At 64.7% G+C, this 25,626-nt stretch carries 29 protein-coding genes and 1 pseudogene; 13 read left to right on the forward strand and 17 right to left on the reverse strand.

Annotated features, from left to right (window positions below; genetic code table 11):
• Positions 1 to 19: 19 nt before the first annotated feature.
• From X739_RS159385 to X739_RS159365, 5 genes are all read right to left on the reverse strand, one after another.
• On the reverse strand, positions 20 to 1,060 hold the full coding sequence (locus X739_RS159385) for a glucokinase (protein WP_023793336.1): 1,041 nt from the start codon (positions 1,058 to 1,060) through the stop codon (positions 20 to 22).
• A 345-nt stretch (positions 1,061 to 1,405) separates the two neighbouring features.
• A complete protein-coding gene (mepA, locus tag X739_RS159380; RefSeq protein WP_023793338.1) occupies positions 1,406 to 2,512 on the reverse strand; it encodes a penicillin-insensitive murein endopeptidase in 1,107 nt (368 codons plus the stop codon).
• A 64-nt stretch (positions 2,513 to 2,576) separates the two neighbouring features.
• A complete protein-coding gene (locus X739_RS159375) occupies positions 2,577 to 3,485 on the reverse strand; it encodes an SDR family oxidoreductase (RefSeq protein WP_023793340.1) in 909 nt (302 codons plus the stop codon).
• Complete coding sequence (gene queG / locus X739_RS159370) at positions 3,482 to 4,636, reverse strand: tRNA epoxyqueuosine(34) reductase QueG (protein ID WP_023793343.1); 1,155 nt, start codon at positions 4,634 to 4,636, stop codon at positions 3,482 to 3,484. Before queG ends, X739_RS159375 begins: the two co-directional genes overlap by 4 nt.
• Positions 4,617 to 5,309, reverse strand: coding sequence for a glutathione S-transferase family protein (locus tag X739_RS159365; RefSeq protein ID WP_015314714.1), 693 nt, complete (start codon positions 5,307 to 5,309; stop codon positions 4,617 to 4,619). Before X739_RS159365 ends, queG begins: the two co-directional genes overlap by 20 nt.
• A gap of 232 nt (positions 5,310 to 5,541) precedes the next feature.
• On the opposite strand from X739_RS159365, the gene X739_RS159360 reads away from it, so the two are divergent.
• Entirely contained in the window at positions 5,542 to 6,348 is an 807-nt protein-coding gene (locus X739_RS159360; RefSeq protein ID WP_023793346.1) for an undecaprenyl-diphosphate phosphatase, read from the forward strand.
• A gap of 259 nt (positions 6,349 to 6,607) precedes the next feature.
• On the opposite strand, the gene X739_RS159355 is transcribed toward X739_RS159360, so the two are convergent.
• Together X739_RS159355 and rsmI are read right to left on the reverse strand one after the other, a co-directional pair.
• Entirely contained in the window at positions 6,608 to 6,985 is a 378-nt protein-coding gene (locus tag X739_RS159355) for a YraN family protein (protein WP_023772032.1), read from the reverse strand.
• 81 nt (positions 6,986 to 7,066) lie between these two features.
• The gene (gene rsmI, locus X739_RS159350; protein WP_023772031.1) at positions 7,067 to 7,963 is read right to left on the reverse strand and encodes a 16S rRNA (cytidine(1402)-2'-O)-methyltransferase; all 897 of its coding nucleotides are present in this window, start codon (positions 7,961 to 7,963) and stop codon (positions 7,067 to 7,069) included.
• A gap of 168 nt (positions 7,964 to 8,131) precedes the next feature.
• Here rsmI and X739_RS159345 point away from each other — a divergent pair, with 168 nt between their 5' ends.
• Positions 8,132 to 8,317, forward strand: a complete 186-nt coding sequence (locus X739_RS159345) for a hypothetical protein (RefSeq protein WP_023772030.1) — start codon at positions 8,132 to 8,134, stop codon at positions 8,315 to 8,317.
• 73 nt (positions 8,318 to 8,390) lie between these two features.
• On the opposite strand, the pseudogene X739_RS1000000170280 reads toward X739_RS159345, so the two are convergent.
• From X739_RS1000000170280 to X739_RS159335, 3 genes and pseudogenes are all read right to left on the reverse strand, one after another.
• Positions 8,391 to 8,510 (reverse strand): annotated as a pseudogene (locus tag X739_RS1000000170280) (transporter); the annotation flags it as partial.
• 107 nt (positions 8,511 to 8,617) lie between these two features.
• The gene (locus tag X739_RS159340) at positions 8,618 to 9,787 is read right to left on the reverse strand and encodes a PLP-dependent aspartate aminotransferase family protein (RefSeq protein ID WP_023772029.1); all 1,170 of its coding nucleotides are present in this window, start codon (positions 9,785 to 9,787) and stop codon (positions 8,618 to 8,620) included.
• Positions 9,784 to 11,223: a pyridoxal-phosphate dependent enzyme gene (locus tag X739_RS159335; protein ID WP_023772028.1), complete on the reverse strand. Its 1,440-nt coding sequence runs from the start codon at positions 11,221 to 11,223 to the stop codon at positions 9,784 to 9,786. Before X739_RS159335 ends, X739_RS159340 begins: the two co-directional genes overlap by 4 nt.
• A 209-nt stretch (positions 11,224 to 11,432) precedes the next feature.
• Here X739_RS159335 and X739_RS159330 point away from each other — a divergent pair, with 209 nt between their 5' ends.
• Complete coding sequence (locus tag X739_RS159330; RefSeq protein ID WP_023772027.1) at positions 11,433 to 11,765, forward strand: hypothetical protein; 333 nt, start codon at positions 11,433 to 11,435, stop codon at positions 11,763 to 11,765.
• Positions 11,762 to 12,409 carry a cysteine hydrolase gene (locus X739_RS159325; protein WP_023793354.1) on the forward strand — a complete coding sequence of 216 codons (648 nt, stop codon included), beginning with the start codon at positions 11,762 to 11,764 and terminating at the stop codon, positions 12,407 to 12,409. Before X739_RS159330 ends, X739_RS159325 begins: the two co-directional genes overlap by 4 nt.
• Before the next feature lie 82 nt (positions 12,410 to 12,491).
• Here the strand turns inward: X739_RS159325 and X739_RS159320 are convergent, their stop codons facing one another.
• Positions 12,492 to 12,923, reverse strand: a complete 432-nt coding sequence (locus tag X739_RS159320; RefSeq protein WP_245273786.1) for a helix-turn-helix domain-containing protein — start codon at positions 12,921 to 12,923, stop codon at positions 12,492 to 12,494.
• Between the two features lie 39 nt (positions 12,924 to 12,962).
• Here X739_RS159320 and X739_RS159315 point away from each other — a divergent pair, with 39 nt between their 5' ends.
• Positions 12,963 to 13,733: a type 1 glutamine amidotransferase domain-containing protein gene (locus tag X739_RS159315; protein WP_023793356.1), complete on the forward strand. Its 771-nt coding sequence runs from the start codon at positions 12,963 to 12,965 to the stop codon at positions 13,731 to 13,733.
• Between the two features lie 546 nt (positions 13,734 to 14,279).
• Here the strand turns inward: X739_RS159315 and X739_RS159310 are convergent.
• Both X739_RS159310 and X739_RS159305 read right to left on the reverse strand, forming a co-directional pair.
• On the reverse strand, positions 14,280 to 15,623 hold the full coding sequence (locus tag X739_RS159310) for an FAD/NAD(P)-binding protein (RefSeq protein WP_023772024.1): 1,344 nt from the start codon (positions 15,621 to 15,623) through the stop codon (positions 14,280 to 14,282).
• Between the two features lie 31 nt (positions 15,624 to 15,654).
• Entirely contained in the window at positions 15,655 to 16,143 is a 489-nt protein-coding gene (locus X739_RS159305; RefSeq protein WP_023772023.1) for an Rrf2 family transcriptional regulator, read from the reverse strand.
• A gap of 631 nt (positions 16,144 to 16,774) precedes the next feature.
• On the opposite strand from X739_RS159305, the gene tauA reads away from it, so the two are divergent.
• The 4 genes from tauA (at position 16,775) to X739_RS159285 (ending at position 19,737) form a co-directional block, all read left to right on the forward strand.
• Positions 16,775 to 17,788: a taurine ABC transporter substrate-binding protein gene (gene tauA, locus X739_RS159300; RefSeq protein WP_023793360.1), complete on the forward strand. Its 1,014-nt coding sequence runs from the start codon at positions 16,775 to 16,777 to the stop codon at positions 17,786 to 17,788.
• Positions 17,789 to 17,898: 110 nt separating this feature from the next.
• Entirely contained in the window at positions 17,899 to 18,672 is a 774-nt protein-coding gene (locus X739_RS159295) for a taurine ABC transporter ATP-binding protein (RefSeq protein ID WP_023793362.1), read from the forward strand.
• Entirely contained in the window at positions 18,669 to 19,529 is an 861-nt protein-coding gene (locus tag X739_RS159290) for an ABC transporter permease subunit (protein WP_023793364.1), read from the forward strand. Before X739_RS159295 ends, X739_RS159290 begins: the two co-directional genes overlap by 4 nt.
• 19 nt (positions 19,530 to 19,548) lie before the next feature.
• Entirely contained in the window at positions 19,549 to 19,737 is a 189-nt protein-coding gene (locus tag X739_RS159285) for a hypothetical protein (RefSeq protein ID WP_023772019.1), read from the forward strand.
• 48 nt (positions 19,738 to 19,785) lie between these two features.
• On the opposite strand, the gene X739_RS1000000169915 is transcribed toward X739_RS159285, so the two are convergent.
• Complete coding sequence (locus tag X739_RS1000000169915; protein ID WP_023781990.1) at positions 19,786 to 19,971, reverse strand: LPXTG cell wall anchor domain-containing protein; 186 nt, start codon at positions 19,969 to 19,971, stop codon at positions 19,786 to 19,788.
• Positions 19,972 to 20,280: 309 nt separating this feature from the next.
• On the opposite strand from X739_RS1000000169915, the gene X739_RS159275 reads away from it, so the two are divergent.
• From X739_RS159275 to X739_RS159260, 4 genes are all read left to right on the forward strand, one after another.
• The gene (locus tag X739_RS159275; RefSeq protein WP_023772017.1) at positions 20,281 to 20,649 is read left to right on the forward strand and encodes a septal ring lytic transglycosylase RlpA family protein; all 369 of its coding nucleotides are present in this window, start codon (positions 20,281 to 20,283) and stop codon (positions 20,647 to 20,649) included.
• A 280-nt stretch (positions 20,650 to 20,929) separates the two neighbouring features.
• Positions 20,930 to 22,207 carry a polyhydroxyalkanoate depolymerase gene (locus tag X739_RS159270; protein WP_023793368.1) on the forward strand — a complete coding sequence of 426 codons (1,278 nt, stop codon included), beginning with the start codon at positions 20,930 to 20,932 and terminating at the stop codon, positions 22,205 to 22,207.
• A gap of 159 nt (positions 22,208 to 22,366) precedes the next feature.
• Positions 22,367 to 22,981 carry a transglutaminase-like cysteine peptidase gene (locus tag X739_RS159265; protein ID WP_023772015.1) on the forward strand — a complete coding sequence of 205 codons (615 nt, stop codon included), beginning with the start codon at positions 22,367 to 22,369 and terminating at the stop codon, positions 22,979 to 22,981.
• Between the two features lie 360 nt (positions 22,982 to 23,341).
• Entirely contained in the window at positions 23,342 to 23,581 is a 240-nt protein-coding gene (locus X739_RS159260) for a hypothetical protein (RefSeq protein ID WP_023772014.1), read from the forward strand.
• Positions 23,582 to 23,627: 46 nt separating this feature from the next.
• On the opposite strand, the gene X739_RS159255 is transcribed toward X739_RS159260, so the two are convergent.
• The 3 genes from X739_RS159255 to X739_RS159245 are packed head-to-tail and all read right to left on the reverse strand — an operon-like array spanning position 23,628 to position 25,620.
• A complete protein-coding gene (locus tag X739_RS159255) occupies positions 23,628 to 23,996 on the reverse strand; it encodes a helix-turn-helix transcriptional regulator (RefSeq protein ID WP_023793371.1) in 369 nt (122 codons plus the stop codon).
• A complete protein-coding gene (locus X739_RS159250) occupies positions 23,993 to 24,523 on the reverse strand; it encodes a Smr/MutS family protein (protein WP_023781992.1) in 531 nt (176 codons plus the stop codon). The genes X739_RS159255 and X739_RS159250 overlap by 4 nt, the downstream gene beginning before the upstream one ends.
• Positions 24,520 to 25,620, reverse strand: a complete 1,101-nt coding sequence (locus tag X739_RS159245; RefSeq protein WP_023793374.1) for a murein transglycosylase A — start codon at positions 25,618 to 25,620, stop codon at positions 24,520 to 24,522. Before X739_RS159245 ends, X739_RS159250 begins: the two co-directional genes overlap by 4 nt.
• Positions 25,621 to 25,626: the final 6 nt, after the last annotated feature.

The raw sequence follows: 25,626 nt of genomic DNA on the forward strand, positions 1-25,626 counted from the left end.
CGCCAAGCAGCCGGCTTGCCTATGCCTTGGGGTGACTAACTTCGTCGCGCCAGCGCCGGCCCGATGTCTGGACACCGAACAGCGAGGGGTTCCTGGCATAGGCGGCAAGGCCGAGAAGGGCGGCCAGTGGGTGGGTGATGACATAGACCGGCATGGTGCGCATCAGCGCGCTGTGCGGCGCCTTGTCCTCGAAGGCGGCGCGGAAATTGCCTTGTTTCAGCGCCGGCACGATCTTTTGCGCGATGCCGCCGGTGAGGAACACGCCGCCCCGGCTCATGAACACCAGCGCCAGATCGCCGGCGGTGCGGCCGAGGCAGGTGACGAAGGTCTCGAGCGCTTCCTGCGCCACCGGATCGGTCTTGGCCAGCGCCGCAGCGGTGACTTCGGCCGGCGTGGTGAAGGGCGACGGCTTGCCATCCGCCTTGGCCACCGCCCGGTAGACGTTGACGAGACCGCGTCCGCACAGGATCTGTTCGCCCGAAATGCGGCCCTCGAGCTTCTCGATATGCGGGAAGACCTTGAAATCGCGCGGCGTCCGCGGCCCGATGTCCATATGGCCGCCTTCGCCGGGCACCGGGATCCAGTGATGCAGCGCGTGGACCAGCCCGGCGACGCCGAGCCCGGTTCCCGGACCCAGCACGACGCGGCCGGCATTGGGCTCCGGCGTGCCGCCGCCAATCTTTTCCATATGCTCTTCGCCCAGCGCCACGACGGCCAGCGCCTGGGCCTCGAAATCGTTGAGCACGACGATGTCGCTCAGCCCCAGATTGGCGAACATCTGCCTCGGCTTGACGACCCAGGGACAGTTGGTGAGCTCGATCTCGTCGCCGTCGACGGGGCCGGCCACGGCCAGCACCGCCGAATTGGGCCGGACCGAGGAGCGGTCGAGCACCGCCGCCTGGATCGCCTCATCGATGGTGTTGTAATTGGCGGTCTGGACGATGATCGGCTCGCCGCCCTCGGAATTGGCGTCGAGCACGATCGAAAAGCGCGCATTGGTGCCGCCAATGTCACCGATCAGGATCGGAAACCGCAACGAGGTGTCGTCTTCGCCTGCCATGCTCTTCGTCCGCCTCTTTTCGGCGGCCTCTCACCGCCCGGTCGTTGACTAGCGCATGACCCCACAAAGGGAAAGCCGCTTCAGTGCCGGTTTTCAAGCGCAGGCGCCGCCCCTCACCTGCCTGCCGGCATCCTCTCCCCGGATAGAGACGAGGAGAGGGGCGCTCACGTCGATGATTTCGCCAATCGCCAACGTTAAAAGAAGGGCGTCATCGGTACGATCAGCTCCTTTCTCCCCGTCACTATACGGGGAGAAATGTCCGGCAGGACAATGAGGGGCAACGCCCGCTTCGGCGATCGGCTCGTCTGCGGCAATCTTTGGACGCAGGAAATGACCTGCTGGCAATCAGTTCACCGGCGGCTGTGACCCGGGAACCGGCGGCCGTGGCCGGGGAACGGGCGCGCCCATTCTGGGCGTCGCCGCGAAAGCATTTGCCGCGCCCGGCAAATCGCCGCCGCCACTGGCGGTGGTGGCAGGCTGCGACGGCGTTTCCGGTTCGGGCCCTGCCACCGCGACCGGCACGGCGCCACTGTAATAGGTCGCCGCCTCGGCGGAGGCCGGTCCGGGTGCGTCGAGCACGGCGCGGCATTCCTTGGGCAGGTTCGCCATCGTCATCAGGTCGCGCGCCTTCGGCGCATCCGGGTTCTTGTTGGGGCGCCACGGCTCTTCCGTGAACCACCAGGCCAGCGGCTTGCCGCAACCGTCATCATCGGGCGTCGTTTCCTGCGCCTTGCAATTGGGCGAGCCCGGCTGGCAGCCTATGCGCATGTGGAAATGATAGTCGTGGCCCCAGAACGGTCGGATCTTGCGCAGCCAGGAGCGGTCGCCCTTAACGGTATCGCAAAGTTTTTTCTTGATGCCCGGATTGACGAGGATGCGCTCGACCTGCGGATAGCTCGCTGCCCGCTTGAGCAACGCCGTGTGCTGCGGCGTCCACAGCGCGTCTTTCACCAGATGCGTCTTTTCGTCGACCATCAAGGTGGCGCTCATGTTTTCGCGCTGTGCCCTGGTCATCGTGCGGTCAGGCATTGGCGTCAGCCAGATGTCGGCGTCGAGGCCGATCTGGTGCGAGGCATGGCCCGTCGTCATCGGGCCGCCGCGTGGCTGCGCGATATCGCCAATCAGAAGGCCAGGCCAGCCGTCGGCGACCGCGTCGCGCGACAACTTTTCGATCAAGGCGATCATGGCCGGATGACCCCAGCGGCGGTTGCGCGAGGGCCGCATCACCTGCCAGGTCGGGCCGTCCATGGGGATGGCGACACCGCCGGCAAAGCAGCCCTTGGAATAGAAGCCGAAGGATTGCGGGGCGGTGGCCGTCGGCAGCTTCTCGGCGCCGAACAGGTCTTTCGCCCGTTCCTCGGCTGCTGCCGGCTGCGCGGCGAGGCCTGCCAGAGCCAGCACTGCCGCCAATAACGCATTTCTTGCGCCAAGCGGCCGCATCGATGATTTCATGAACCGCACCCCCGTGCCTGCAATCGCCGAATCATACCACGCCAAGCGCCACGCTTCGATCATCCTAGCCCTCCGCGCCCCTCATCGGGCTGCGCGGCGCACCGTCATGCCAGTCGCCGCTTGCCCACATATGGTCGAAAGCGGCGCGATAGTCCGGAAAGCGAAACCGATAGCCCGCCGCCTTGATCGCCGCATTGGCGACACGCTTGTTCTCGCCATAGAAGGACCGCGCCATGGGCGAAAGTTGGGCGGTGTCGAAGGGGATTTCGGGCGGCGGCTCAACGCTCATCAGATGTGCGGCGTAGGCGACGACATCCTGCGGCGGCGCCGGTTCATCGTCGGTGACGTTGAAAATGCCGCCTCTATTGCCGCTGATCAGATGCCACAGCGCGCCTGATATGTCGTCGCAATGGATGCGATTGAACACCTGGTCCGGCTTGACCAGCCGCTTGGCAGTACCGTTCTCCAGATTGACCAGCGCGTTGCGGCCCGGACCGTAGATGCCGGAGAGGCGCAGGATCGCCACCGGCCAATCGATTTCCCGGCCGAGCTTCTCCCAGGCCTGCTCGGCCTCGACCCGCATGACCGAGCGCTTCGACACCGGCCGGCAGGCGGCCGTCTCGTCGACCCAGGCGCCGCCATGATCGCCATAGACGCCAACGGTCGAGAGATAGCCGATCCATTCCAGCTCCGGCATCCCTGCGATTGCCTGGCGGGTGGCATTCAACACCGGATCGCCGGCTTCTTCCGGACCGACCGAAACCACCAGATGCGTGGTTTTCTCCAGCGCATCGCCGATTTCGTTCGTCAACTTGCCGTCGAACAGCAGCGGGACGATGCCGGCCTGGCGCAGCGCTTCGAATTTTTCCTCGGAGCGTGTCGTGCCGGCGATCGTGGCGGCTCCCCTATTGGCACGGGCAAAGGCCTTGCCCGAATAACCGGCGCCGAAAATGAAGACCTGTTTTTCGCTCATGCATGTGCCCTGTTCGGCCGCGCCAGGCGCCATTCCTCGCGCACCGCCGCGTCGTCCTCGCTGTTCAAGCCGTTCGCGGCCCGTTCGGCATATTCGGTTTCCGGCACCAGCCGCGCCAGCGCCCATATTGCCGCGCCCCGCACCAGCGGCGAGGCATCGCCGAGCAGATCCCGGACGACGCCGGCAAGTGCGCCATCGCCGGAATTTCCGGCGGCGATCAGCACGTTGCGGACGAAACGGTCGCGGCCGATGCGTTTGATCGGCGAGCCGGAGAAGAAGGCGCGGAAGCCAGCGTCGTCGAGGGCCAAAAGATCGGCGAGCGGCGGCTCGCGCAGATCGTCGCGCGCGGCGAGCTTGGCCTCGGACGCGGCGCGGGCGAATTTGTTCCAAGGACAAGCGGCGAGGCAGTCGTCGCAGCCATAGATGCGGTTGCCGATCTTTTCCCGAAATTCATGCGGGATCGGCCCCTTGTTCTCGATAGTGAGGTAGGAGATGCAGCGCCGGGCATCGAGCCTGTAGGGCGCGGGGAACGCGTCGGTCGGGCAGGCGTCGAGGCAGGCACGGCAGGAGCCGCAATGGTCGATCTCGGGCTTGTCCGGTTCCAGTTCGGCCGTGGTGAAGATGGTGCCGAGGAACAGCCAGGAGCCGTGCTCACGGCTGACCAGATTGGTGTGCTTGCCTTGCCAGCCCAGGCCCGCTGCTTCAGCCAGCGGCTTTTCCATCACGGGCGCCGTGTCGACGAAGACCTTCACGTCGCCGCCGGCGCGCGCGACGATCTTGCCGGCGATCTGCTTCAGCCGGCCCTTCATGATCTCGTGATAGTCGCGGTTTTTCGCGTAGACCGAGATCGCGCCGCGATCGCGCTTGGCCAGCACGTCGCGCGGATCATGGCCCGGCCCGTAATTCATCGCCAGCACGACGATCGAGCGCACGGCGGGCCACAGCGTGGATGGCTCGGCGCGGCGCGCAATCGTCTCCGCGATCCAGTCCATTGAGCCGTGAAAGCCATCGGCGATGAATTCGGCCAGGCGGGCCGGCGCCAGCGGGATGGCATCTGGGGCGGTGACGGCGACCGCGTCGAAGCCGGCGCGCCGCGCCTCCGCGTCGATCAGCGCGCGCAGTTTTGGCGCGTCAGAAGTCGAGATCCGCATAGTGCGATACCGGCGACAGGCCGCGCACGCGGTCGGTCAGGAGCGGCCGGAAGGAGGGCCGCGACTTCACCCGCGTGTACCATTCGCGCGCGGCGGGGTGTTCGCGCCAGTCGATCTCGCCGAGATAGTCGAGCACCGACAGCGTCGCGGCGGCCGCCAGATCGGCATAGGTGACCCTGCCGCCGGCCAGCCAGTGACGGGTGCCGGCCAGCCAGTTGGTGTATTTCATGTGCTGGCGGATATTGGCGCGCGCGGCGCGGATGGCGCCTGAATCGGGCGAACCGCCGCCCGCCGTTTCCGGCATCACCGGCTTCAGCACGCGTTCGCGCACCAGATGGCGCGTCACTTCGCTTTCGGCCTTGTTGAGATACCAGTCGATCAGCCGGCGGATTTCGGCGCGCTGCATCGGGTCCTCGGCGAACAGCCGCTTGTCGCGCTTGAGCACGCCCCGCGTCTCGTCGAGATATTCGGAAATCACCGTCGCGCCGATGATCGGCACGTCGCCTTCGGCCAGCAGGATCGGCAGTGTCCCGGCCGGATTCAGCGCCAGGAACTCCTTGCGCCGCGTCCACGGCTTTTCCTCGATCAGCGCCAACTCCTCGCCATACTCGCCAAAGGCGAGGCGGACGAAGCGGCAGGTGGCGAACATGGGATGGTGGAAAAGCGTCAGCATGGTTCCGCGATGATAAAGCGCACTGGTATGGTTCAGAATCCGGAATTCGCGCATCGCGCTCGTCCCAGGTGTGGCGAATTCCGGATTGCCACACTGGCGAATCGCAGGGCGCACCGGTAAGTCTTGGCCGCCCGGCTAGCGGGCCGTCAGGGGTGTTGCGACCTATAGGGGGACTTCGGCGCCATGACAAGCAAGCCATTCTGTTAGCCGTCACGCCAATGCCGAGGTAGAAATGGAAAGCCAGACCATCGTCGAAGCCCTGCTGCTTGGCCTGCTCGAGGGGTTGACCGAATTCATCCCGGTGTCCTCGACCGGCCACATCCTGCTCGCTGGCCATTTCCTCGGGTTCCAGTCGACCGGCAAAGCCTTCGAGATCCTGATCCAGCTCGGCGCCATCCTGGCGATCCTCAACGCCTATTTCCGGCGCCTGTGGCAGATGCTCCTCGACCTGCCGCATGACCGGCTGACTCGGCATTTCGTCATCGGCATCCTTATAGCCTTCCTGCCGGCGGCGATCATCGGCGCGCTGGCGCATGATTTCATCAAGACGGTGCTGTTCGAATCACCCCGACTGATCTGCATCATGCTGATCATCGGCGGCGTCGTGCTGCTGGTCGTCGACCGCATGAACCTCAAGCCGGTCTATCGCGACGTTGAGCGCTTCCCGACCAGACTTTACCTGCAGATCGGCCTGTTCCAGTGCCTCTCGCTGATCCCCGGCACGTCGCGCTCGGGTTCGACCATCGTCGGCGCGCTGCTCCTGGGTGTCGACAAGCGGGCGGCGGCGGAATTTTCCTTCTTCCTCGCCATCCCGACCATGGTCGGCGCCTTTGCCTTCGACCTGTTCAAGAACCGCAACGTGCTGACCTCGGCCGACTTGCCGATCATCGCCATCGGCTTCGTAGCCGCCTTCGTCACGGCCTTGGTGGTGGTGCGATACCTGCTCGACTACGTCTCGCGCAACGGCTACTCGCTGTTCGGCTGGTGGCGCCTGGTGGTGGGGATCGCCGGGCTGGTGGCCCTGATGATCTGGGGGTGAGCGCAGCGACCGGTTCGATTGCAGTCACCTATCCCCGAACGTCAGCGCCGCCCCTCACCTGCCTGTCGGCATCCTCTCCCCGTAGCGTGACGGGAAGAGGGCGCTGTCACCGCCGGTTTCGCCAACCATCAACGCGTTGCAGGTTAGGCGCCAAGGGTGCGGCAGCCTCCTTCCCCCGTCACTATACGGGGAGAAGTGCCCGGCAGGGCGATGAGGGGCAGCGCTAACCTCGACGAATGGATTGCCTCCGGCAACGAGCCTAACTCCTTCCATAAAACGCATTCGGGACATGGACCGGCCAGCGCCAGGGCAGCACGGCGACCATGTCGAAGCGCATCGATAGCCTCCCATAATCGGGCTGCCGCGACAGCCAGATATCGGTCGCACCCTCGATGCGGCGCTCCGATTCGTGGCCGATCGCCTCCATGGCCTCGATCAGCGTGCGGCGCGCCTTGACCTCGACGAACAGCACGAGGTCGCCACGCCGCGCGATCAGGTCGATCTCGCCGAAGCGGGTGCGGTGGCGGCGCGCGAGAATCCGGTAGCCCTTCAACATCAGCGCGGCCGCTGCCAGCCATTCGCCGCGATGGCCGCGCCGGTAGGCCTTTTGGCGGCTGGCGCTCGGGCGCTCAGCCACCGCTTCTCTCTCTTTGCTCGGCCATGACCTTTTCTGAAAACCGGTTTCCGCTTTTTGCACTCGCTGACCTTCGGTTCGGGATCATGGTCTGTCCTTGAGCTCGAGCAGCCGCCGATACAGCGTCTGTTTCTGGCCGCCGGTCATTTTCGCCGCTTCCGCCGCCGCCTTGGAAGCGGGCATTTCAGCGGCGAGCGACAAAAGCAGGCGATCGATGTCTTCAGGTTCGTCGGTCTTGGCCTCGGCGGCGCCGACGCAGACGACGATCTCGCCCTTGGGGGTATCGGCCGCCGCGTAGTGGTCGGCGAGCGCCCGCAGCGTGCCGGTGCGCATCTCCTCGAACGTCTTGGTCAATTCCCGGCCGATGGCGGCTTTGCGCTCGCCGCCGAGCGCCTCGACCATGGCGCCGAGCGACTCGGCCAGCCGGCGCGGCGATTCGAAGAAGATCAGCGTTGCCGGCACGGCTTTCAGCGCCTCCAGCCGGGCCAGGCGTTGTCCCGATTTAACCGGCAGGAAGCCTGCGAACAGAAAGGCGTCCGACGGCAGGCCCGACGCCGTCAGCGCGGCAAGCGGCGCCGACGGGCCGGGGATCGGCACGACGCGGAGGCCGTGGTCGAGTGCCTCGCCGACCAGCCGGTAGCCGGGATCGGAGACCAGCGGCGTCCCGGCATCCGAGATCAGCGCCACGCTCTGGCCGGCTTCGAGCGCCGCGATCAATTTCGGCCCGGCCTCGCCGGCATTGTGCTCGTGATAGGCCGTGGTGCGGCGGCGAATGCCGTAGCGGTCGAGCAGCACGCGCGACACGCGCGTGTCCTCGCAGGCGACGATGTCGGCGGAGGCCAGCGTCTCCAGCGCGCGCAGCGTGATATCGGCGAGGTTGCCGATCGGCGTCGCCACAAGGTAGAGCGCCGGATCGAGCGGACGGGCCGCGATTTCGGTCTGTCCGACCACATAGCTTCGCTTGCCCGTCTCGCCAGTCACCGATGCCGTCTCCGTGCAGCCCCTGTTTGGCCCGCCAAACCCATTTGGCATGGCTGGCGCCGGCTTGCAAAACTCACACTGATTTAAGCCAATCGCCATTCCTTCGCCACAGTAGGGAACGAAACCGGTTTTGGCAGATTTAGCCCCTGATTCCCAAGGGAGGACAGGATGGACAGCCTGACGATACAGGATGCTTTCGAACCCTACTATGCCGGTCGCGACCGGATTGCCGCACGCCAGGACAAGCGGCTGCCAGCCCGGAACGACACCAGCCTGACCAAGCAGGCCGCGAGTGCCTTGCCGACAGACGTCAGGCTTTCCGACAACAAACCCGACAGTACGACGGAGCACTGACCGGACGATGCCCAATCGCTTCGATATCTTCATCACCCGTCTCGAAACGAAAACCGCGCGCCACGGCGTGCCGCTATCTCCGATAGGCGACCAGCACCGAGGGCGCCGCGATAAGGACAACTCCAAGCCGGTGCGCTCCGGAGAGTCGCACGCCGAGAAGGATCGCGGAAAGCACCGCCACAAACACGACGCTTGATCTGGCTCAGATCGGCGAGACGGCCATCAGTCCGTGGGGCGGAGCAAGGCGCGCCTCGGAGCATGCAGCGAGCAACGCGGGCTCCTTGGTCATGCCGAAGGCACTCAGCCCCCCAGCGCCTGATTCAGATCGGCGATCAGATCGTCGCCATCCTCGATCCCCGCCGACAGCCGCACCAGCGAATCCGATATGCCGATCTCAGCCCGTTTCTCGGCGGGAATGGAACCATGCGTCATCAGCGCCGGGTGCTCGATCAGGCTCTCCACCCCGCCAAGACTTTCGGCCAGCGTGAACAGCTGCGTGCGTTCGAGAAAGCGTTTGGTGCCGGCAAGGTCGCGATCGAGCACAGCGGTGATCATGCCGCCGAAGGCATGCATCTGCTGCACCGCGATGGCGTGCTGGGGATGGCTGGCAAGCCCGGGATAGATGACGCGGCGCACATCTTTTCGCGCTTCCAGCCACTGCGCGATCTTCAGGCCGTTGGCGGAATGGCGCTCCATCCTGAGCGCCAGGGTCTTCAAACCGCGCAACGCCAGAAAACTGTCGAACGGACCTGATATGGCGCCGATGGCGTTCTGCAGGAATTTCAGCCGGTCGGCCAGATCCTTGTTGTCGCCGACCACGGCAACGCCGCCGACCATGTCGGAATGGCCGTTCAAATATTTCGTTGTCGAATGGACCACGATGTCGATGCCGAGCTCCAGCGGCCGCTGGATATAGGGGCTGCAGAAGGTGTTGTCGGCGACGGACAAGATCCCCTTGCGCTTCGCCAACGCCGCTACGCCTTCGAGATCGACGATACGCAGCAATGGATTGGTCGGCGTCTCGACCCAAAGCATTTTTGTTTCCGGCCGGATCGCGGCTTCAACCGCGGCCAGATTGGTGAAATCGACGAAGGAAATCTGCAGATTGGCCGAGCGCTTTCGCACCCGCTCCATCAGCCGGAACGAGCCGCCATAAATGTCGTCGGTGGCGACGATATGCGCGCCCGAATCGAGCAATTCGAGGACCGTGGCGATCGACGCCAGGCCGGAGGCGAACGCGAAAGCCGCCGAGCCGCTTTCGAGATCGGCCACGGCGCGCTCGAAGGCGAAGCGCGTCGGGTTCTGGCTGCGGGCATATTCGAAACCCTTGTGCACGCCGGGCGACTGCTGGCCATAGGTCGAGGTGGCGTAGATCGGCACCATCACCGCACCGGTCAGCGGGTCGTGGCTCTGGCCGCCATGGATGGTGCGCGTCGAGAACGCCAGGCGGTTCTTTCCGGATGTTGTCATCGTGCGCGCCTCAAATGGTTGATCAGGTCGATGCGGGTAATCAGGCCGACGAACTCGTCGCCGTCGAAGATGATGGCGACCTCGTTGCGGTCGAACACCGGCAGCAGCGCGTCCAGCGTCTGGCTGGCCTGCAGCGTGTGCAGGTTCGAGGTCATGGCCGTGCGCACCGGGCCGTTGAAGCGCTCCCAGCGCCCGTCATAGGGGCCGTCGACATGGGCAAGGATGTCGCTCTCGTCGACGATGCCGACGAGTTTGCCATTGTCGAGCACCGGCAGTTGCGAGACATCGGAGCGGCGCATGCGTCCATAGGCGTTGAGCAGGCTCTCGTCCGGCCCGACATAGACGGTATCGCCAGTGCGGTGAGTGCGCATCACGAGGTCGCGCAGGTCGCCATGCTGTTCGTGTTCGGCCAAGCCCTGCTCGGCCAGCCAGAAATCGTCGAACACTTTTGACAGGTACTTGTTGCCGCTGTCGCAGACGAAGGTGACGACGCGCTTGTGCACCGTCTGCTCGCGGCAATAGCGCAGCGCCGCCGACAACAAAGTGCCCGAAGACGAACCGGCCAGGATGCCTTCCCGGGACAACAGATCCCTCACCGCCAGCATGCTCTGCTTGTCCGTGATGGAATAGGCCTTCTTGACCAGAGACAGATCGGCATTGGGCGGCACGAAATCCTCGCCGATACCTTCCACCGTCCAGCTTCCCGCCTCTTCCATCTTGCCGGTCTTGATCAGCGGCGCCAGCACCGAGCCGACCGGATCGGCCAACACCATCTCCGTCTTCGGCGACACCTCGGCGAAGTAGCGGCCAAGCCCGGTCAGCGTGCCGCCCGAGCCGACGCCGACCACCACCGCGTCGACATCACCGTCAAGCTGCGAGAAAATCTCCGGGCCGGTGGTCGTCTGATGCGCAAGCGGGTTGGCCGGATTGGCGAACTGGTTGGCGTAGAAGGCACCGGGCAGTTCGGCGGCGATTTTCTCCGCCATGTCCTGGTAATATTCGGCATGGCCCTTGCCGACATCGGAACGCGTCATGCGCACTTCCGCGCCCAGCGCGCGCAGATGCTGGATTTTTTCACGCGACATCTTGTCGGGCACCACCAGGATGATGCGGTACCCCTTGGGAATGCCGACTTGGGCAAGGCCAAGGCCAGTATTGCCGGCTGTCGCCTCGACGATGGTGCCGCCGGGCTTCAGCTTGCCCTGTTTCTCGGCCGCCGCGATCATCGACAGCGCGATACGGTCCTTGATCGAGCCGCCAGGGTTCTGGCTCTCGAGCTTGATGAACAGCCGGCATTTTCCGGTGTCGAATTTGGTCAGCTCGACGATGGGCGTCTGCCCTATCAGATCGAGCAACGACGCATAGGGCGGGCGCAGGCGCGAGAGTGCGCTGTCCGAGGAGCCACTGTCGGCCGTGGTTTTTCTATGCTCGCTCATGTCGGAGCCTCCATGGGTCAACCTAGCGTCTTTTCCAGCCGATCGCAGTTGGAAAGAAGATAGATCGTGCCAATCCGGTGGCCAGACGGGGAATGAAATTCCATGGGCCCGTCCCAGGCGAGGCGTCTAACGAACCACCTCGTTCGTTGCCGCCGCCGATTTCGCCGTGCTAGCCGAACATTCGCCATATCAATTCAAGGAGACGGCCGATGAAGATCCTCGCCTATGACAACTTCAAGCCCGGCGTCACCCTCGACGATTTGAAACCCTATTTGCGCGATGAAGTCTCGAATGTCTGGCGGCTTTGGAAGGCAGGCATCGTGCGCGAAAACCATGCGCGCGCCGATGTCGGCGGCGTCATCGTCGTTTTCGAGCTCGACAGCGTCGAAGAAGCAAGAAACTACACCGACGACTTCCCGCTGTCGAAGGCCGGGCTGCTGGAATGGCATTTTCTTGCCTTCGACCCCGCCCCCTTGCCGCTCGAATATCTGTTCGACCCGACTGTCGACATCGCCAAGCCATGGGACCGGACGGCAGCATGATCCGATCCAGCGAAGACATCGAGATCCCCGCCAGCCTGGCTGAATGGTGCGATCCCCGCCGCATGGCGCTGGTGATCTACGACATGCAGGTCGGCATCTGCCGCCAGATCGCTGGCGCGGCCGACATCGTCGAGCGCACCGGCAGCGTCCTCGAAGCAGCCCGCTCGGCCGGCATGCGGGTGGCGTTCACACGCCATCTCTCCTTGCCACGCAGGTGGATGGGCGCCACCCAGCTGCGCACCGCCATGGCCTGGCAGCGGCGTGACAGTCCAGACACGGTCGAGCCCTGGTTCCCGCGCGATGCCGAGGCGACGAAGATCGTTCCCGAACTCGCGCCACGCGCCGACGAGGCGGTGTTCGACAAGCTGACCATGTCGGCCTTCGATTCCACGGCGCTGAGCTTTGCCTTGCGCGATTGCGGTGTGCGCGCCGTCGCGCTCGCCGGCGTGGCGATGGAGATCGGCATCGAGCCGACCGTTCGCCAGGCGACCGACAATGGTTTTGTCGCCGTGGTGATCGAGGACGCCTGCGGCTTCGGCAACCGTGAGGCCCGCGACCGCTCGATAGCCACGCTTGGCTTCCTCGGCGAGGCTGCCATCACCGATGTCGCGGGTTTTTGCGGCGCGCTTGCCGGCGGGAGCTAAAGCAATTCCAGGAAAAGTGCGATCGGTTTTCCAGGGAAAAGCGCGTCGCGCTTTCCCTAGGGAATTGCGTAAAATAAAAGATCTAGGCGCCTTGCCGGGTCTCTGTGTCGGTGCGGAAGCGGACGCCGTCCGCGCGCCCGTGCACATCGCCCCAGTCGTAGAGCGCTTGCAGCGTGGCGGCCAGATCGCGACCACGCTCGGTCAAGACATAGCGTCCCTTGCCGTCGGGCGACGCCTCCAGCGCGACAAAGCCGATCTCGACCAGGTTGGCCAGGCGCTGCGTCAGCATCTTGTCGGAAAGCGAAGGGATCGATCGGCGCAACTCGGAATAGCGCAGCGGACCTTGCTTGATCCGGGCCAGGATTACCGTCTTCCATTTGCCGCCCAGTGCGTCGAGCGCGAACTCGACTGGACAACCGTAAAGTCTGCCGCGTGGTGCCATGCCGCCACCGTAGGCAACGCCCGGCGGCGGCGAAAGCGGATTTTGCCCGCCCATACGGCCAGATTGCAGCATTCGGCTTTATCGGCGACAGCTTCATGAAGGAGAGCCAGGATGAGTGTACGGGATACCAATCCGGTCAATGCGCGCAGGCCGAAACGGGTGGCGATCGTCATCGCTAATCCGGCCGTCTCGACCACGACCGGCTGGCCGGTCGGCTTCTGGTGGAGCGAGCTGACGCATCCGTGGTTCGTTTTCACCGAGCGGGGTTACGACGTCGAGATCTTCTCGCCCGATGGCGGCAGATGCGAGGCGGACGCGCTGAGCGATCCGCGTGATCCCTCGGGCTATTCGGAAACCGACCTCATCTCGCTCGGCTTCATCTCGAGCCCGAAACTGGCGAGCCTGGTCGACAACACAAGGCCTGTCGCGGAGATCGCGCTCGACGGCTTCGACGCGATCGTCGTCGCCGGCGGCCAGGCGCCGATGTTCAACTACGCCCGGGCGGAAGCGCTGCAACGGATCTTCGTCGCCTTCCACGAAGCGGGCAAGGTGGCCGCGGCGCTCTGCCATGGCACAGCGCTGCTGCGCTATGCCAGGCGCGCCGACGGTTCGCTGCTCGTCGCCGACAAGACGGTGACCGGGTTCGCGAATATCGAGGAGGATTTCGCCGACAAAGCGACCTGGGGGATGGGTGCGCTGGAGCGCGGCAAACATCTGATGCCGTGGCGGATCGAGGATGAGCTGAAGGCGATCGGCGCCAACTATGTCCAGGCCGGCCTGTGGCGCGCCTTTGCGGTGCGCGACGGCAACCTGATCACCGGCCAGCAGAATTTTTCCGGCGCCGAGACCGCGCGCGCTGTGTGTGAGGCATTGGGCGGCTGAACGCCATCCCTCCGGCCGGTAGCTGGAGGGACTTCAGTCTTAGTTGAGCAATCGCTAATATATGTGTAGCTTGGCCATGCGGGGGACGATCCCAATCGAAGCCTAACCCGCGATGGCCGGTGCGACCTGCTTCCAACCCAAGCATCCCCGCACCGGCCATTCTTTGTCCGCTGGATAGCCCGCGGCCAGCTTGAACTCGTAAGCTGGGCGCGCGATGTCGCCACTAGGAGAGCGGTGATCGATGCGCCGAACCAGAATGGCTCTTCGCGCCGGCTGAAATGCACTTCCGCACGGTCGAGGATGAGAACGCCTTGGCAACGGGACTGCGTCACGTCTCGTATATATATCAATTGACTAAAGTACGGAACGTCCAATGGACAAGAACAGAACGTTTGAAGGCCTCTCGGACCAAGGCCTACCAGCGCGCAAGACTTTAGTCCTGCCGTCTTATAGTTAAAGACAGAAGTTGTTCCGGCCGAATAGATACCAGACTGCACTCAGCCGGATATGGTGCGATCGCGGAAGGCGATCACCCGCCGAGATTGCTTACCCTAGCAACCGCTTGCTCAGCCTGGCGCACTGGACGCGGATATCGGGAATGGCGTCGATCTCGAAGAAGGTGCCGCGCGTCAGCGGGCCGACGGCGAGGATTTTTCGCGAAACGGTGCCGTCGGCGGCGATGATCTCGCAATTGGCCGAGACGTCGAGGCCGATGCGAAGCGGATCCGGCCGCGCCAGACCGCGGCCGACCAGCGAGCGCACCACGCTGTTCGGCGAGGTCGAGATGTCGCGCACGATACCCGAGCAATCGTAGATGCGGGCGACGTCGAATGTTTCGAGACGCTGGGTATGGCGCGACTGGACCTCCACCGCGAAGCCGTCGCCCGGCGTGACGCCGACGACGCGCCCGGCGAGCGGCCGGACGTGGCCCGATTGCACGGCTTCCGTCACCCTGGCGTAGACCTCGGGTGCCATGCGGTGGCGATGGATGTCCCACCAGGCCTTGGTGTGTTCGACGAAGCGGCGCTTGGCCGAGGCCGGCCAGTTCTGCCAGATCTTCTGGTTGAAGGGGCGCAGGCCGTCCACCACGTCGCGCCAGTCGACGCCGGCCTTCTGGTTCTCACGAATGAGGTCGCGGAACCAGCCGACGAAATAGGAGAGCTGGGTGCCGAGCGGGATATCGGCGACGTCGAGTTTGATCGGATTGCCCTTGCGATGCGGCGAGGGCAGCAGGCCGCGCCGCGACACCGCGATGATGTCGCCGCGATGGCCGCGCTGCTCCAGGGAAAGGAATGCATCGACCATGCTCAAGCCCGTGCCCAGCACCAGGATACGGCTATCGGGATCAAGCGCGGTGTCGGCTTCCGAGCCCATCCGGATCGCATGGCCCTGCGCGGGCTGTTCGTCATGGCCGGTGGCGAGCACGGCAAGATGGGCGACCACGCTGGTGCCGTTGGCGAGCGCCACCTCGACCCCGGACGCAGTCGGCGTGATCGACAGGCTCTCCTCGCGGATCAGGCGCAGCCGGCCGGCCTCGCGCTCGCGCGCTTCCAGGTCGTCGAGCAATTCCTTGAGATAAAGCGCATAGAGGCTGCGCGGCGCATAGACCGGAGCCTGCTCCGGTGTCGCAAACCCCCGCTCCAGCAGCCAGCGCCAGAAATTGCCGGGATCGTCGGCGTAGGCGCTCATGCCGGCGGCGCTGACATTCAGCACATGCGCCGACAGCAGCGTCGAATAGGCGATGCCCTGGCCGAAATGCGGGCGTTTTTCGATCAGTGTGACGCGCAGGTCCGGATTGGGCGATTTGAGCAGATGCGCGGCCAGCACGACGCCGCTAGCGCCGCCGCCAACGATGATGATGGAACGGGTCGGGTTGGTTCGCCCGGTCATGCGCGAGCGAGCCCCCTGCGAAGTACCGATTTCAGGCCTGGGCCTTCACCGCGACCGACAGGCCGTTCCGCACCACCGGCAGGTCGTCCCTCGCGACCGGGAGGTCGTCGGCAATGTCGCGCATCTCGGCGAGGCTGCGCTGGTCGAGCACCTCGGCGATCGCCTGCCGGACTTCCAGCATCAGATGTCGGACTTGGCATGTCGCCTCGTTGCAATCTTCACAGCGCTGATATTGTGTGCGGCTGGCGCAGGGGATCGGGGCCAACGGCCCGTCGAGGACGCGCACGACGTGGCCGACCTTGATCTCGTCGGCGGGCCGGGCCAGGCGATAGCCGCCCTCCTTGCCCTTGCGGCTCTGGACGAAGCCGGCATTGCGCAGCTCGCCCAGTATGGCGTCGAGGAATTTCTTCGGGATGTTGTTGCCGGTTGCGATATCGCCGACGAAGGCGAGCCGTCCGGCGGGCATGTGCGCGAGATGTACGAGCGCCTTGAGGCCGTACTTGCCTTTTTTGGTGAGCATGAACCGAACGTTTCTCTGTCCTGCGATGGCCCTAAGCCATCCGTTGCGAAACGCCTCGGGTGCCTCCCCGCCGCGCCGAAGCCACCATGACACATAAATTCCAGCGACATGATATTCAAGCCAATTGCGGTTGATCTTGCTTGGTTTTCAAGCCGTTGTGGCGATTTTACCCCCGACTTGTGACACCGATGACACGGAAAACATGGCTTACTTGCACGAAGGCCTGCAGCCGGAACCCAGTGGCCCCAGCGGTCGCCATAATACGCTTGGTATGGCCTGGCATCGGCACCTCACTCCTATGTCCATAAGGTTGCTATACTTAAATGCCGGTACGCGGAACCCGGTTTCAAATTCTCTGCAGTTTGAAGCACAAGTTCGCAGGAAGTAGGGAAAAATCGGAATCTCGTTTGAACCTGTCTGTATCTGCAACCGTCGAGGTCGCGCCCTCGGGTCAAAGTTGGTGGGCCGCCGCTCTTGGACGCCGGCAACCGTCACTTCCGCCGTGGCGACCCGCCGGCGGTGGCTTTTTTCCAACAAGCTCCTCTTCCTTGGAAGGATTTAACTCTACAAGAACCATGGAATTAGCGAACTATGGACATGCAATCCGGTTTTTCCTTTCAAGGAGCCTTTCATGTCCAGCATTTCGCGACGCATCCTCCTCCTGTCTTCCGCTGCCCTTACCGGCGCCGCCTTCCTCGGCCCGGCCATGGCCAACGACTTGAAGATCACCATCGGCTACCAGACGGTGGTCGAGCCCTCGAAAGTGCCGCAGGCCGACGGCGCCTATGAGAAGGCCACCAAGGCCAGCATCGATTGGCGCAAGTTCGATTCCGGCGCCGATGTCATCGCCGCCGTCGCCTCCGGCTCGGTCGATATCGGCTATGTCGGCTCGAGCCCGCTGGCGGCCGCCGCAAGCCGAGAACTGCCGATCCAGACCATTTTCGTCGTCGGCCTGATCGGGCAATCCGAGGCGCTGGTCGCCCGCAACGGCGCCGGCATCGGGAAGGTCGCGGACCTCGCCGGCAAGAAGGTCGCCGTGCCGTTCGTGTCGACGACGCATTACAGCCTGCTTGCCGCGCTCAAGCACGAGAATGTCGATCCGAAATCGGTCCAGATCCTCAACCTAAGGCCGCCGGAAATCGCCGCCGCTTTCGCGCGCGGCGATATCGACGCCGCCTATGTCTGGGATCCGGCGCTGGGCCAGATCAAGACATCCGGCAAGGTGGTGCTGGATTCCTCGCAGGTCGCCGCCTGGGGCGCGCCAACCTTCGACGCCTGGATAGTGCGCACCGACTTCGCCGAGAAGAACCCGGAAGCCGTGCGCGACTTCGTCAAGGTGACGGGCACCGCCTATGGGGACTATCTCGCCAAGCCCGACGCCTGGTCGGTGTCGTCGCCGCAGGCCGCGGCGATCGCCAAGCTCACGGGCGCCAAGCTGGAAGAGGTGCCGGAGTTGCTCAAGGGCTACGTCTTCCCCACCCTTGAAGAGCAGGCATCCGGGAAGTTCCTCGGCGGCGGCACGGTCACTGCGATCGCGGCGGCATCCGCCTTCCTCAAGGAGCAAGGCAAGGTCGACGCGGTGCTGCCGGACTATTCGAAATATGTCACTTCGAAATACGTCACCGAGGCGCTGGCCTCGAACTGACGCGTCGCACACGCGGCTCTCCTTCCCTGACGCCGCGCGTTGCCTGTCCCGAAGTCGCAGACGACGCGCGGTTTCGGGGCAGGCGGATATCCTTCAAATCGGCGAGGCCCATGCAGCATCTCTTGCTCGACAAGATCTCCATCCACTATGACGGCCAGCCGGCACCCGCCGTCGAGCACGTGTCGATCGGCGTTGCCAAGGACGATTTCGTCGTCCTTGTCGGCCGCTCCGGCTGTGGCAAGACCTCGCTGCTCAACGTCGCGGCAGGCCTGGTCACGCCCGCGCGCGGCAGTGCCACGGTCAATGGCAAGCCGATCACCGGGCCCGGTTCTGATCGGGCGGTGGTGTTCCAGAACGATGCTCTGTTTCCGTGGCTCACGGCGCGCGAGAACGTCGCCTTCGCGCTCAGGTTGCGCGGTGTGAGGCCAGCCGAACGGGCGCGCCGCGCCGATGAACTGCTGGCGCTGGTCAAACTCGCTGAAGCCGGCGACAAACGTATCTGGGAGCTCTCCGGCGGCATGCGCCAGCGTGTCGGCCTTGCCCGGGCGCTCGCCGCCGAACCCGAATTCCTGCTGCTCGACGAGCCGCTCGGCGCGCTTGACGCGCTGACGCGCGAGCGCATGCAGACGACGCTGCTCGACCTTTGGACGGCAAGCCATGCCGGCGTGCTGATGGTCACGCACGGCATCGAGGAGGCGCTGGTGCTCGCCACCCGCATCGTCGTGCTGGCGCCCGGCCCGGGCCGCGTGGTGCGAACCTTCGAGCCGTGCTTCTCCAGGCGTTACGCGGCAGGCGAGCCCATTCGCGCCATCAAGGCCGATCCGGCCTTCGGGGCTGCGCGCGGCGAACTGACCGACGCGATCTTCGAGGGAGAGGCGGCATGACCATTTCCTCCTACACGGAACGGCCCGGTTCAAGGACAGACGAAACCGACGGCCTGTCGGTGCCCTGGTCCAGGCCACGGGCGAAACGGACGGGCGTTTCGGCGCGCATGGTCAGCGCCACCACCATCCTGGCGGTGCTGGCGCTCTGGACACTCTCGGCCCGCCTGCAACTGGTGTCGCCGGTGTTCCTGCCCTCGCCGCTTGCCGTGTGGAACAAGTTCATCGTGGCTATGAACGACGGCTTCGTCGACGCGACGCTGTCGCAGCATGTCGTCGCCAGTCTGGGCCGCGTCTTTGCCGCGCTGGTCGCCGCCATCCTGGTCGGGGTGCCGGTGGGGCTCGCCATCGGCATCAGCACGGTGGGGCGCGGCATCTTCGATCCGCTGCTCGAATTCCTGCGGCCGATCCCGCCGCTGGCCTACCTGCCGCTGGTCATCATTTGGTTCGGCATCGGCGAGCCTTCGAAAATCCTGGTGATCGCCATCGCCATGCTGGCGCCGGTCGCCCTGTCGACCGCCTCGGGCGTCCGCGGCGTCTCGCGGGAGCGCATCAACGCCGCGCGTTCGCTTGGTGCGACTCGGCGCCAAGTGGTCCGCCACGTGATCCTGCCCAGCGCCCTGCCCTCGATCCTGACCGGCCTGCGCATCGCGCTCGGCGCCGGTTGGTCGACACTGGTCGCGGCCGAGCTGGTGGCGGCGACGCGCGGGCTTGGCTTCATGATCCAGTCGGCGGCCCAGTTTCTCGTCACCGACGTGGTGATCATGGGCATCTTGGTGATCGCGGCCATCGCCTTCGTGCTCGAATTCACCATCCGCCGCATCGAGCGCGTGCTGGTCCCATGGGCGGGGCGGGAATGATCGGAAAAGGAGAATGACGATGACCCATTCCACCGCGGTGTTGTTTGCCCATGTCGGCGCCTGGCTGCTCGGCCTTGCTTCCGATGAGAACGCGGCAAGTGAGGACAGCCCGCACTCGCCGGCGCCGGTCCATCTTCGCGCCGGGCGCGATCGCCTGCCACCGCGCGACGAGAGTTTTTACTGGGCCTGGCAGTACTGGTCGCAGTGAACGCGGTCACGGCCGGCGCGCTCAGCACCGGGCGCGTTTGCTCGAACCTCAACCCTGCCTACGGTTCGCCCATACCAGTCCCGCCAGGCCGGCCAGCATAGCGGCGAGGCCAATATAGAGCCATTGCGATTGGCCGGTCATGAAGCTGCCGCCGACCACGCCGATGCCTTGCAGCGACCACAACGCACCGATCGCGAGTACAATCAACGCCAGCAGATTCTTGGTCAGTTTCATTGTCGGATCTCGCTTTCCCAGTCGATCGACAGCGGCGCCATAGCCGCGATGAAAGAGCCAGAGGAAGTGGCTCGATCCCAGCGGTTTCTACTTGGAGATTAATCCCGGATCTTGTCAAACGGATCTCGGATATCGGCACGAACATCATCGATAACTGATGAAGTCCGGTCCGAAAATCCCTGACAAACTGTTACCCCCCGACTCCAAACGTGTGATCTTGCCATGGAACCGCCAGATCACTGCCGCATTTCCTGCCTTATTTCCCACCTAACGGCTTGGGTCTGTCAAAAACGGAGCCATCCCCCAAATATGAAGACCACGAAACAGACCGCGCTTGTCGCGGTAACGATCGCTGCTGGCCTGATGGTAGGCGCTTCCGCCACTTCGGCAACCGCCGCCGCCGGTCAGTGTGGCCGCGCTTCCTGGTACGCGCTGCACTCGAGGACCGCATCGGGCGAGCGCATGAACCCCTCGGCGATGACCGCCGCCCACCGCACCCTGCCTTTCGGCACCAAATTGCGGGTCACCAACAAGAACAACGGCCGCAGCGTCGTCGTGCGCATCAACGATCGCGGGCCCTTCATCAAGGGCCGGGTGCTCGACCTGTCGAAAGGCGCCGCCGGCCAGCTCGGCTTCGTCGGCTCCGGACAGACTTCCGTCTGCATGGCGCGCGTCTGATTTGATCGTCTCCTGACCATGATCTCTTGCCGACCGCGGATCAGCGGAGCAACCGGGAACTTTCGGGATCATGGTCGGGTGCAGGCGACACATATCGTACACATTTCGGCACTGCACATTGAGCCGGCTGGGCCGGCCGTGCCCGGTTTTAAAGGCTTTCAACGAAAGAAGCATTGGTCACGCCACGTGACGTATTGCATCGCAGCAATTAGTTGTTAACGTTCCCGCGAGACATCTGGGCACGGCGCTGATCGTCGTCCCTTCGGTCGCGGGGTAACGTATGTTCTACCAGCTCTACGAAATGAACCACGCCGCCCTGCAGCCGGCGCGGCTCTATGCCGACGCGGTCCGGTTGTTCTACTCCAACCCGCTCAACCCGGTTTCGCATACGCCCTGGGGCCGTTCGATCGCCGCGGGCGCCGAGCTGTTCGAGCGCACCACGCGCCGCTACGGCAAGCCGCAATTCGGCCTAGCCAAGACGGTGGTCGACTGGACGAGCGTCGCGGTCACCGAAAAGACAGTCTGGTCGAAGCCGTTCTGCAATCTCATCCGGTTCGAGCGCGCCGTTCCTGCCGGGCGCAAGGCCGACCCGAAGCTTTTGATCGTGGCGCCGATGTCGGGCCACTATGCCACGCTGCTGCGCGGCACGGTCGAGGCGATGCTGCCCTATGCCGACGTCCATATCACCGACTGGGTCGACGCCCGCATGGTCCCGCTGGCCGATGGCAGCTTCGATCTCGACGATTATATCGACTACGTCATCGACATGCTGCACACGCTGGGTCCCGACACGCATGTGATGGCCGTGTGCCAGCCTTCCGTGCCGGTGCTTGCGGCCGTGGCGCTGATGGAAGCGAAGGGCGACCCGTTCGTGCCTTCGACGATGACCCTGATGGGCGGACCGATCGACACCCGCCGCAACCCGACCGCCGTCAACCTGCTGGCCAAGGAAAAGGGCATCGACTGGTTCCGCGACAATGTCGTCATGCGCGCGCCCTGGCCAGTGCCGGGCTTCGGCCGCGAGGTCTATCCCGGTTTCCTGCAGCTTTCCGGCTTCATGAGCATGAACCTCGACCGCCACATCATCGCCCACAAGGAATTCTTCATGAACCTTGTGAAGCACGATGGCGACAACGCCGAAAAGCACCGCGACTTCTATGACGAATATCTGGCGGTGATGGACCTGACGGCGGAGTTCTATCTGCAGACGGTCGACACGGTCTTCGTGCGCCATGCGCTGCCCAAGGGCGAGATGACGCATCGCGGCACCAGGATCGATCCGTCCGTCATACGCAACGTTGCCCTGTTCACGGTCGAGGGCGAGAACGACGACATTTCGGGTCTTGGCCAGACCAAGGCGGCGCAGGATTTGTGCGTCAACATCCCCGGCGACAAGAAGGCGCACTACATGCAGCCGGCAGTCGGCCATTACGGCGTCTTCAACGGCTCGCGCTTCCGCTCCGAAATCGTGCCGCGCATCGTCGACTTCATCACCAGCTATGGCCGCCAGAACCGCGTCCCGGTGAAGCCGAAGCTGGTCCGCACCGCCAAGCGGTAGGCGGTTTGCAAACGGAACCGGCCGCGGGTCCGATTCTGTTGCACAAGGGCCGCTGCGTCTCCCTGCTGGTAACCATGCCGTAAATGAGGCCGACGTCGTAATTGACACGGAGTGTAAATCGCCCTTAACGTTTCGTTAACAACAGGGCGAGCGGGGACAATGAATTCCTCAACCATGCGAAGGCTGCGCGTATGCGCGGCAGCAGGGCTGGCGTTAACGGGGGGCTGGATGGCACCGGCCTGGGCTTCGGGCGCCATGGCGACCGGGGGCCTCACCTCGCAGCCGATCGGCCACTACGATTTCTGCAAGCAGCGTCCGGGCGAATGCTCGATCCGCCCGGCCAATCTCGCGCCGGCGGTCCTGACCGAGGGGTTGATGCGCAAGCTGGTCAACGTTACCGCCAGGGTCAATGCCGCCGTAAAGCCGATGAGCGACATGGACATTTACGGCAAGGACGAGGTCTGGGCCTATCCGGACAAGGGCGTCGGCGACTGCGAGGACTACGTGCTGGAGAAGCGGCGCCAGCTGTCCCGCATGGGCATGTCGCTCGCCGACCTCCTGATAACCGTGGTCCGCAAGCCCGACGGTGAAGGCCACGCCGTGCTGACGGTGCGCACCGACGGCGGCGACTATGTGCTCGACAATCTGACCGACAAGGTCAAGTCCTGGGACCAGACCGGCTACCGCTTCCTCAAGCGGCAGGCGATCGACAACACCGGCCGCTGGGTCTCGATCCGCGGCGGCCAGCAGGTCCTGGTCGGCTCGGTGCAGTAGCAAAGAGCGCCGCGGGTTCGAACCGCGCAGCTCTCGTGCCGAAAGTGTCTTCCCGCTTTTTCCTTGCGATGGCCGGCGCCGCCCGTCATTACCCTGCCGGGCATTTCTCCCCGTGACGGGGAGAAATGTGCCGTCATCAACGGTTTTGCCAATTGTTAGTAGTGCAAGAAGGGTGGCGAGGTTGCCCCTTCTCGCCTTCTCCGGGGAGAAGATGCCGTTAGATGAGGGGCGGCGCTAACATTGCCGATCGCGCGTCTCGCGTCGCCTTCCAGTAAATCTTTCATCCCTGCGTGAACCATTTCCGTTCGCCCGGCGACACATAGCCGTGAACGATAGAAACCCAAATCATGGAGATTTCAAATGACTGCTTTTCTGCGCAATACTCTCCTCGCCGCGGCTGCCGTTGCGGCGCTGACCGGATCCGCTCTGGCCGGGCAGACCATTCCAAGCTGCGCCAACACCAACCTCAACGATTTGTGGGCCGGCCGCTGTTGCGGCGAGGCCGGCGCTTCGGACTGCCTGGGCGGTGGAAATGGGGGCCAGGGTCATGGCGACCATGGTCGTGGCGGCAATGGCGGCAGCACAGCCGGCAAGAATTGATCTCAGCACGGCGCCCGCCTGCTGCTCGCCGACGGGCGCCGTCAAGCTAAGACCGCCGGCCCAGCGCCGCGCGGATCGAAGCGGTAATGCGCAGAAGCTCGGCCTCATCGAGTTTCTCGATGGTCTCGGCCAGAAGATTGGCAAGTTCGGTGGCGGTGGGGGAAAGACCCGACGTATCGAGTTTCACCCGCGGATGCGAGGTTTCGGCCAGCCGCGCCAGCTCCTCCGCATCGTCCCATATGACGTTGAAATAACCGATGATCTTCTGGATCAGCGTCCAGGTCGGCGCGCCGCGCCTGCCGTGCTCCAGTGCCGAGAGATAGGCGGCGCTGACGCCGATCGCCGCCGCCATGTCCTTCTGGCTGACGCCGCGCTCGGCGCGCAGCGCCCGCAGCCGCTCGCCGAACGGCGTCATGAGCGCGCCCGCCGCAACCTGATATAAAGCGCGCCCGAGCCGCCATGGTTGCGGGCGGCATGGTCGTGACTGGAAACCAGCGGCCGGAACGCCGGTGTCGACAGCCAGGCCGGCACGGCGCGCCGCAAGATGCCATCGCCGCCCGAGGAAGACCCCTTGCCGGTGATGACCAGCACATAGCGGACGCCGCCGGCATGCGCCCGGTGCAGGAATGAGAACAGCAGCGAATAGGCCTCGTCCTGCGTCATGCCATGCAGGTCGACGCGGCCCTCGATCGGCAGCCGGCCTTTTTGCAGCTTGTCCAGCGTCGGCTCGTCGAGGCGGTGCGTGACATGCTGGATCTTCGGCTTTACCGTGCCCGGCGCGTTGGCGGAAGGCTGGACCGGCTGCGCCGGCGTCGGCCTGGCATCGACGGCCATGTCCGGAATGTCGACGGCGGCGCGGCCTTTGAGCGGCTTGGCGGTGCGCGCCACCAGGTTCCACAGCACCCGATCGTCGTCGCTGAGCTTATCCCCGCGCTTGCTCATCTCGCGCCCCCGGCCAGCGCGCGCGGCACCAGCGCATAAAAATCGGCGGCGTTGCGCACCACGCCGGCGATCTCGCCGGCGGCATCGCCCGAGCCGGCGAACAGGTCGCCCCGCGCCGGCCCTGTTATGGCCGAGCCGGTGTCCTGCGCGATCATCAGCCGCCGGAACGGCCTTTCATCGAAGGCGGTGAGCGTCGGCGCGTCGATGTAAAAGGGCGTGCCGAATGTGTGCAGCAGCCGGTCGACGGCCATCGAGCGGCCCGGCGTCAGCGGCACCTTGGCGGCGGCGATCGGACCGAGCGCGGCATCTTCCACTGCAGCCTCGCGGAAGAAGATGTAGGAGCGGTTCTGCCACAGGATCTCGTCGACCCGCTCCGGATGCGCCTTGAACCAGGCGCGGATCGACTGCATCGTCACCTGCGCCAGCGGGATTTCACCGAGCCCGCTCAGGATTTTGCCGGGGCCAGTAAAGCGCTGGCCTGACTTGGCGGCGTAGGTGACGCGGCTAAGCCGCCCGTCCGTCATGACAAGCCGCGCCGCGCCTTGGACATGGATGAAGAAGGCATCGACCTTGTCGGCCAGCCAGGCGATCTCCAGCCCCTGGCCGGCGAGCGCGCCGCGCTCGATCGCGCCACGGTCGGGATATTCGGCCAGCCCGTCGGCGGTCCGGCGCGCGAAGGCGAGGTAAGGATCCATCCCGGCGGGCCGGTTGGCGTCGTCCACGTCAATGAGATTGGCCGGACGCGACAGCAGCGGCACGCAGAAACGCTCCGTCCGTACCGGCGATGCCTCGACTTGCGGCTCGTAGAAACCGGTGACGAGACCGGCGCCGGTGTCCGGCCGCACCAGCATGGGCACGAAATGGCGCTCGAAGAAGGCACGCGCTTCGGACGAACTGGCGGCAGGGGCTTCGCGTGCTTGCGCATAGGCCCCTGCGAAGGCGCCGAAATCGACGCCGAGCGCACCGCTGCGATAGGGTTTTACCGGCACATGGAAGGCGGACCGGGCAAAAGCAGCGAAGGCCGGCAGGTGGTCGTCGTCGCCCCAGCCGGGCAGGCCGCCGAAGGACCTTTCTACAAGGAGAGGCGACAGCGACACCGGAGC

This window comes from Mesorhizobium sp. LNHC209A00 (genome assembly GCF_000502915.1).
In the GTDB taxonomy this organism is placed as follows: domain Bacteria; phylum Pseudomonadota; class Alphaproteobacteria; order Rhizobiales; family Rhizobiaceae; genus Mesorhizobium.

Excerpts from the sequence above, each read along its gene's own strand:
- X739_RS159385 (WP_023793336.1), bottom strand. The coding sequence starts at position 1,060 with ATGGCAGGCGAAGACGACACCTCGTTGCGGTTTCCGATCCTGATCGGT.
- mepA (WP_023793338.1), bottom strand. The coding sequence starts at position 2,512 with ATGAAATCATCGATGCGGCCGCTTGGCGCAAGAAATGCGTTATTGGCG.
- X739_RS159375 (WP_023793340.1), bottom strand. The coding sequence starts at position 3,485 with ATGAGCGAAAAACAGGTCTTCATTTTCGGCGCCGGTTATTCGGGCAAG.
- queG (WP_023793343.1), bottom strand. The coding sequence starts at position 4,636 with ATGCGGATCTCGACTTCTGACGCGCCAAAACTGCGCGCGCTGATCGAC.
- X739_RS159365 (WP_015314714.1), bottom strand. The coding sequence starts at position 5,309 with ATGCTGACGCTTTTCCACCATCCCATGTTCGCCACCTGCCGCTTCGTC.
- X739_RS159360 (WP_023793346.1), top strand. The coding sequence starts at position 5,542 with ATGGAAAGCCAGACCATCGTCGAAGCCCTGCTGCTTGGCCTGCTCGAG.
- X739_RS159345 (WP_023772030.1), top strand. The coding sequence starts at position 8,132 with ATGGACAGCCTGACGATACAGGATGCTTTCGAACCCTACTATGCCGGT.
- X739_RS159340 (WP_023772029.1), bottom strand. The coding sequence starts at position 9,787 with ATGACAACATCCGGAAAGAACCGCCTGGCGTTCTCGACGCGCACCATC.
- X739_RS159335 (WP_023772028.1), bottom strand. The coding sequence starts at position 11,223 with ATGAGCGAGCATAGAAAAACCACGGCCGACAGTGGCTCCTCGGACAGC.
- X739_RS159330 (WP_023772027.1), top strand. The coding sequence starts at position 11,433 with ATGAAGATCCTCGCCTATGACAACTTCAAGCCCGGCGTCACCCTCGAC.
- X739_RS159325 (WP_023793354.1), top strand. The coding sequence starts at position 11,762 with ATGATCCGATCCAGCGAAGACATCGAGATCCCCGCCAGCCTGGCTGAA.
- X739_RS159320 (WP_245273786.1), bottom strand. The coding sequence starts at position 12,923 with ATGCTGCAATCTGGCCGTATGGGCGGGCAAAATCCGCTTTCGCCGCCG.
- X739_RS159315 (WP_023793356.1), top strand. The coding sequence starts at position 12,963 with ATGAGTGTACGGGATACCAATCCGGTCAATGCGCGCAGGCCGAAACGG.
- X739_RS159310 (WP_023772024.1), bottom strand. The coding sequence starts at position 15,623 with ATGACCGGGCGAACCAACCCGACCCGTTCCATCATCATCGTTGGCGGC.
- X739_RS159305 (WP_023772023.1), bottom strand. The coding sequence starts at position 16,143 with ATGCTCACCAAAAAAGGCAAGTACGGCCTCAAGGCGCTCGTACATCTC.
- tauA (WP_023793360.1), top strand. The coding sequence starts at position 16,775 with ATGTCCAGCATTTCGCGACGCATCCTCCTCCTGTCTTCCGCTGCCCTT.
- X739_RS159295 (WP_023793362.1), top strand. The coding sequence starts at position 17,899 with ATGCAGCATCTCTTGCTCGACAAGATCTCCATCCACTATGACGGCCAG.
- X739_RS159290 (WP_023793364.1), top strand. The coding sequence starts at position 18,669 with ATGACCATTTCCTCCTACACGGAACGGCCCGGTTCAAGGACAGACGAA.
- X739_RS159285 (WP_023772019.1), top strand. The coding sequence starts at position 19,549 with ATGACCCATTCCACCGCGGTGTTGTTTGCCCATGTCGGCGCCTGGCTG.
- X739_RS1000000169915 (WP_023781990.1), bottom strand. The coding sequence starts at position 19,971 with ATGAAACTGACCAAGAATCTGCTGGCGTTGATTGTACTCGCGATCGGT.
- X739_RS159275 (WP_023772017.1), top strand. The coding sequence starts at position 20,281 with ATGAAGACCACGAAACAGACCGCGCTTGTCGCGGTAACGATCGCTGCT.
- X739_RS159270 (WP_023793368.1), top strand. The coding sequence starts at position 20,930 with ATGTTCTACCAGCTCTACGAAATGAACCACGCCGCCCTGCAGCCGGCG.
- X739_RS159265 (WP_023772015.1), top strand. The coding sequence starts at position 22,367 with ATGAATTCCTCAACCATGCGAAGGCTGCGCGTATGCGCGGCAGCAGGG.
- X739_RS159260 (WP_023772014.1), top strand. The coding sequence starts at position 23,342 with ATGACTGCTTTTCTGCGCAATACTCTCCTCGCCGCGGCTGCCGTTGCG.
- X739_RS159255 (WP_023793371.1), bottom strand. The coding sequence starts at position 23,996 with ATGACGCCGTTCGGCGAGCGGCTGCGGGCGCTGCGCGCCGAGCGCGGC.
- X739_RS159250 (WP_023781992.1), bottom strand. The coding sequence starts at position 24,523 with ATGAGCAAGCGCGGGGATAAGCTCAGCGACGACGATCGGGTGCTGTGG.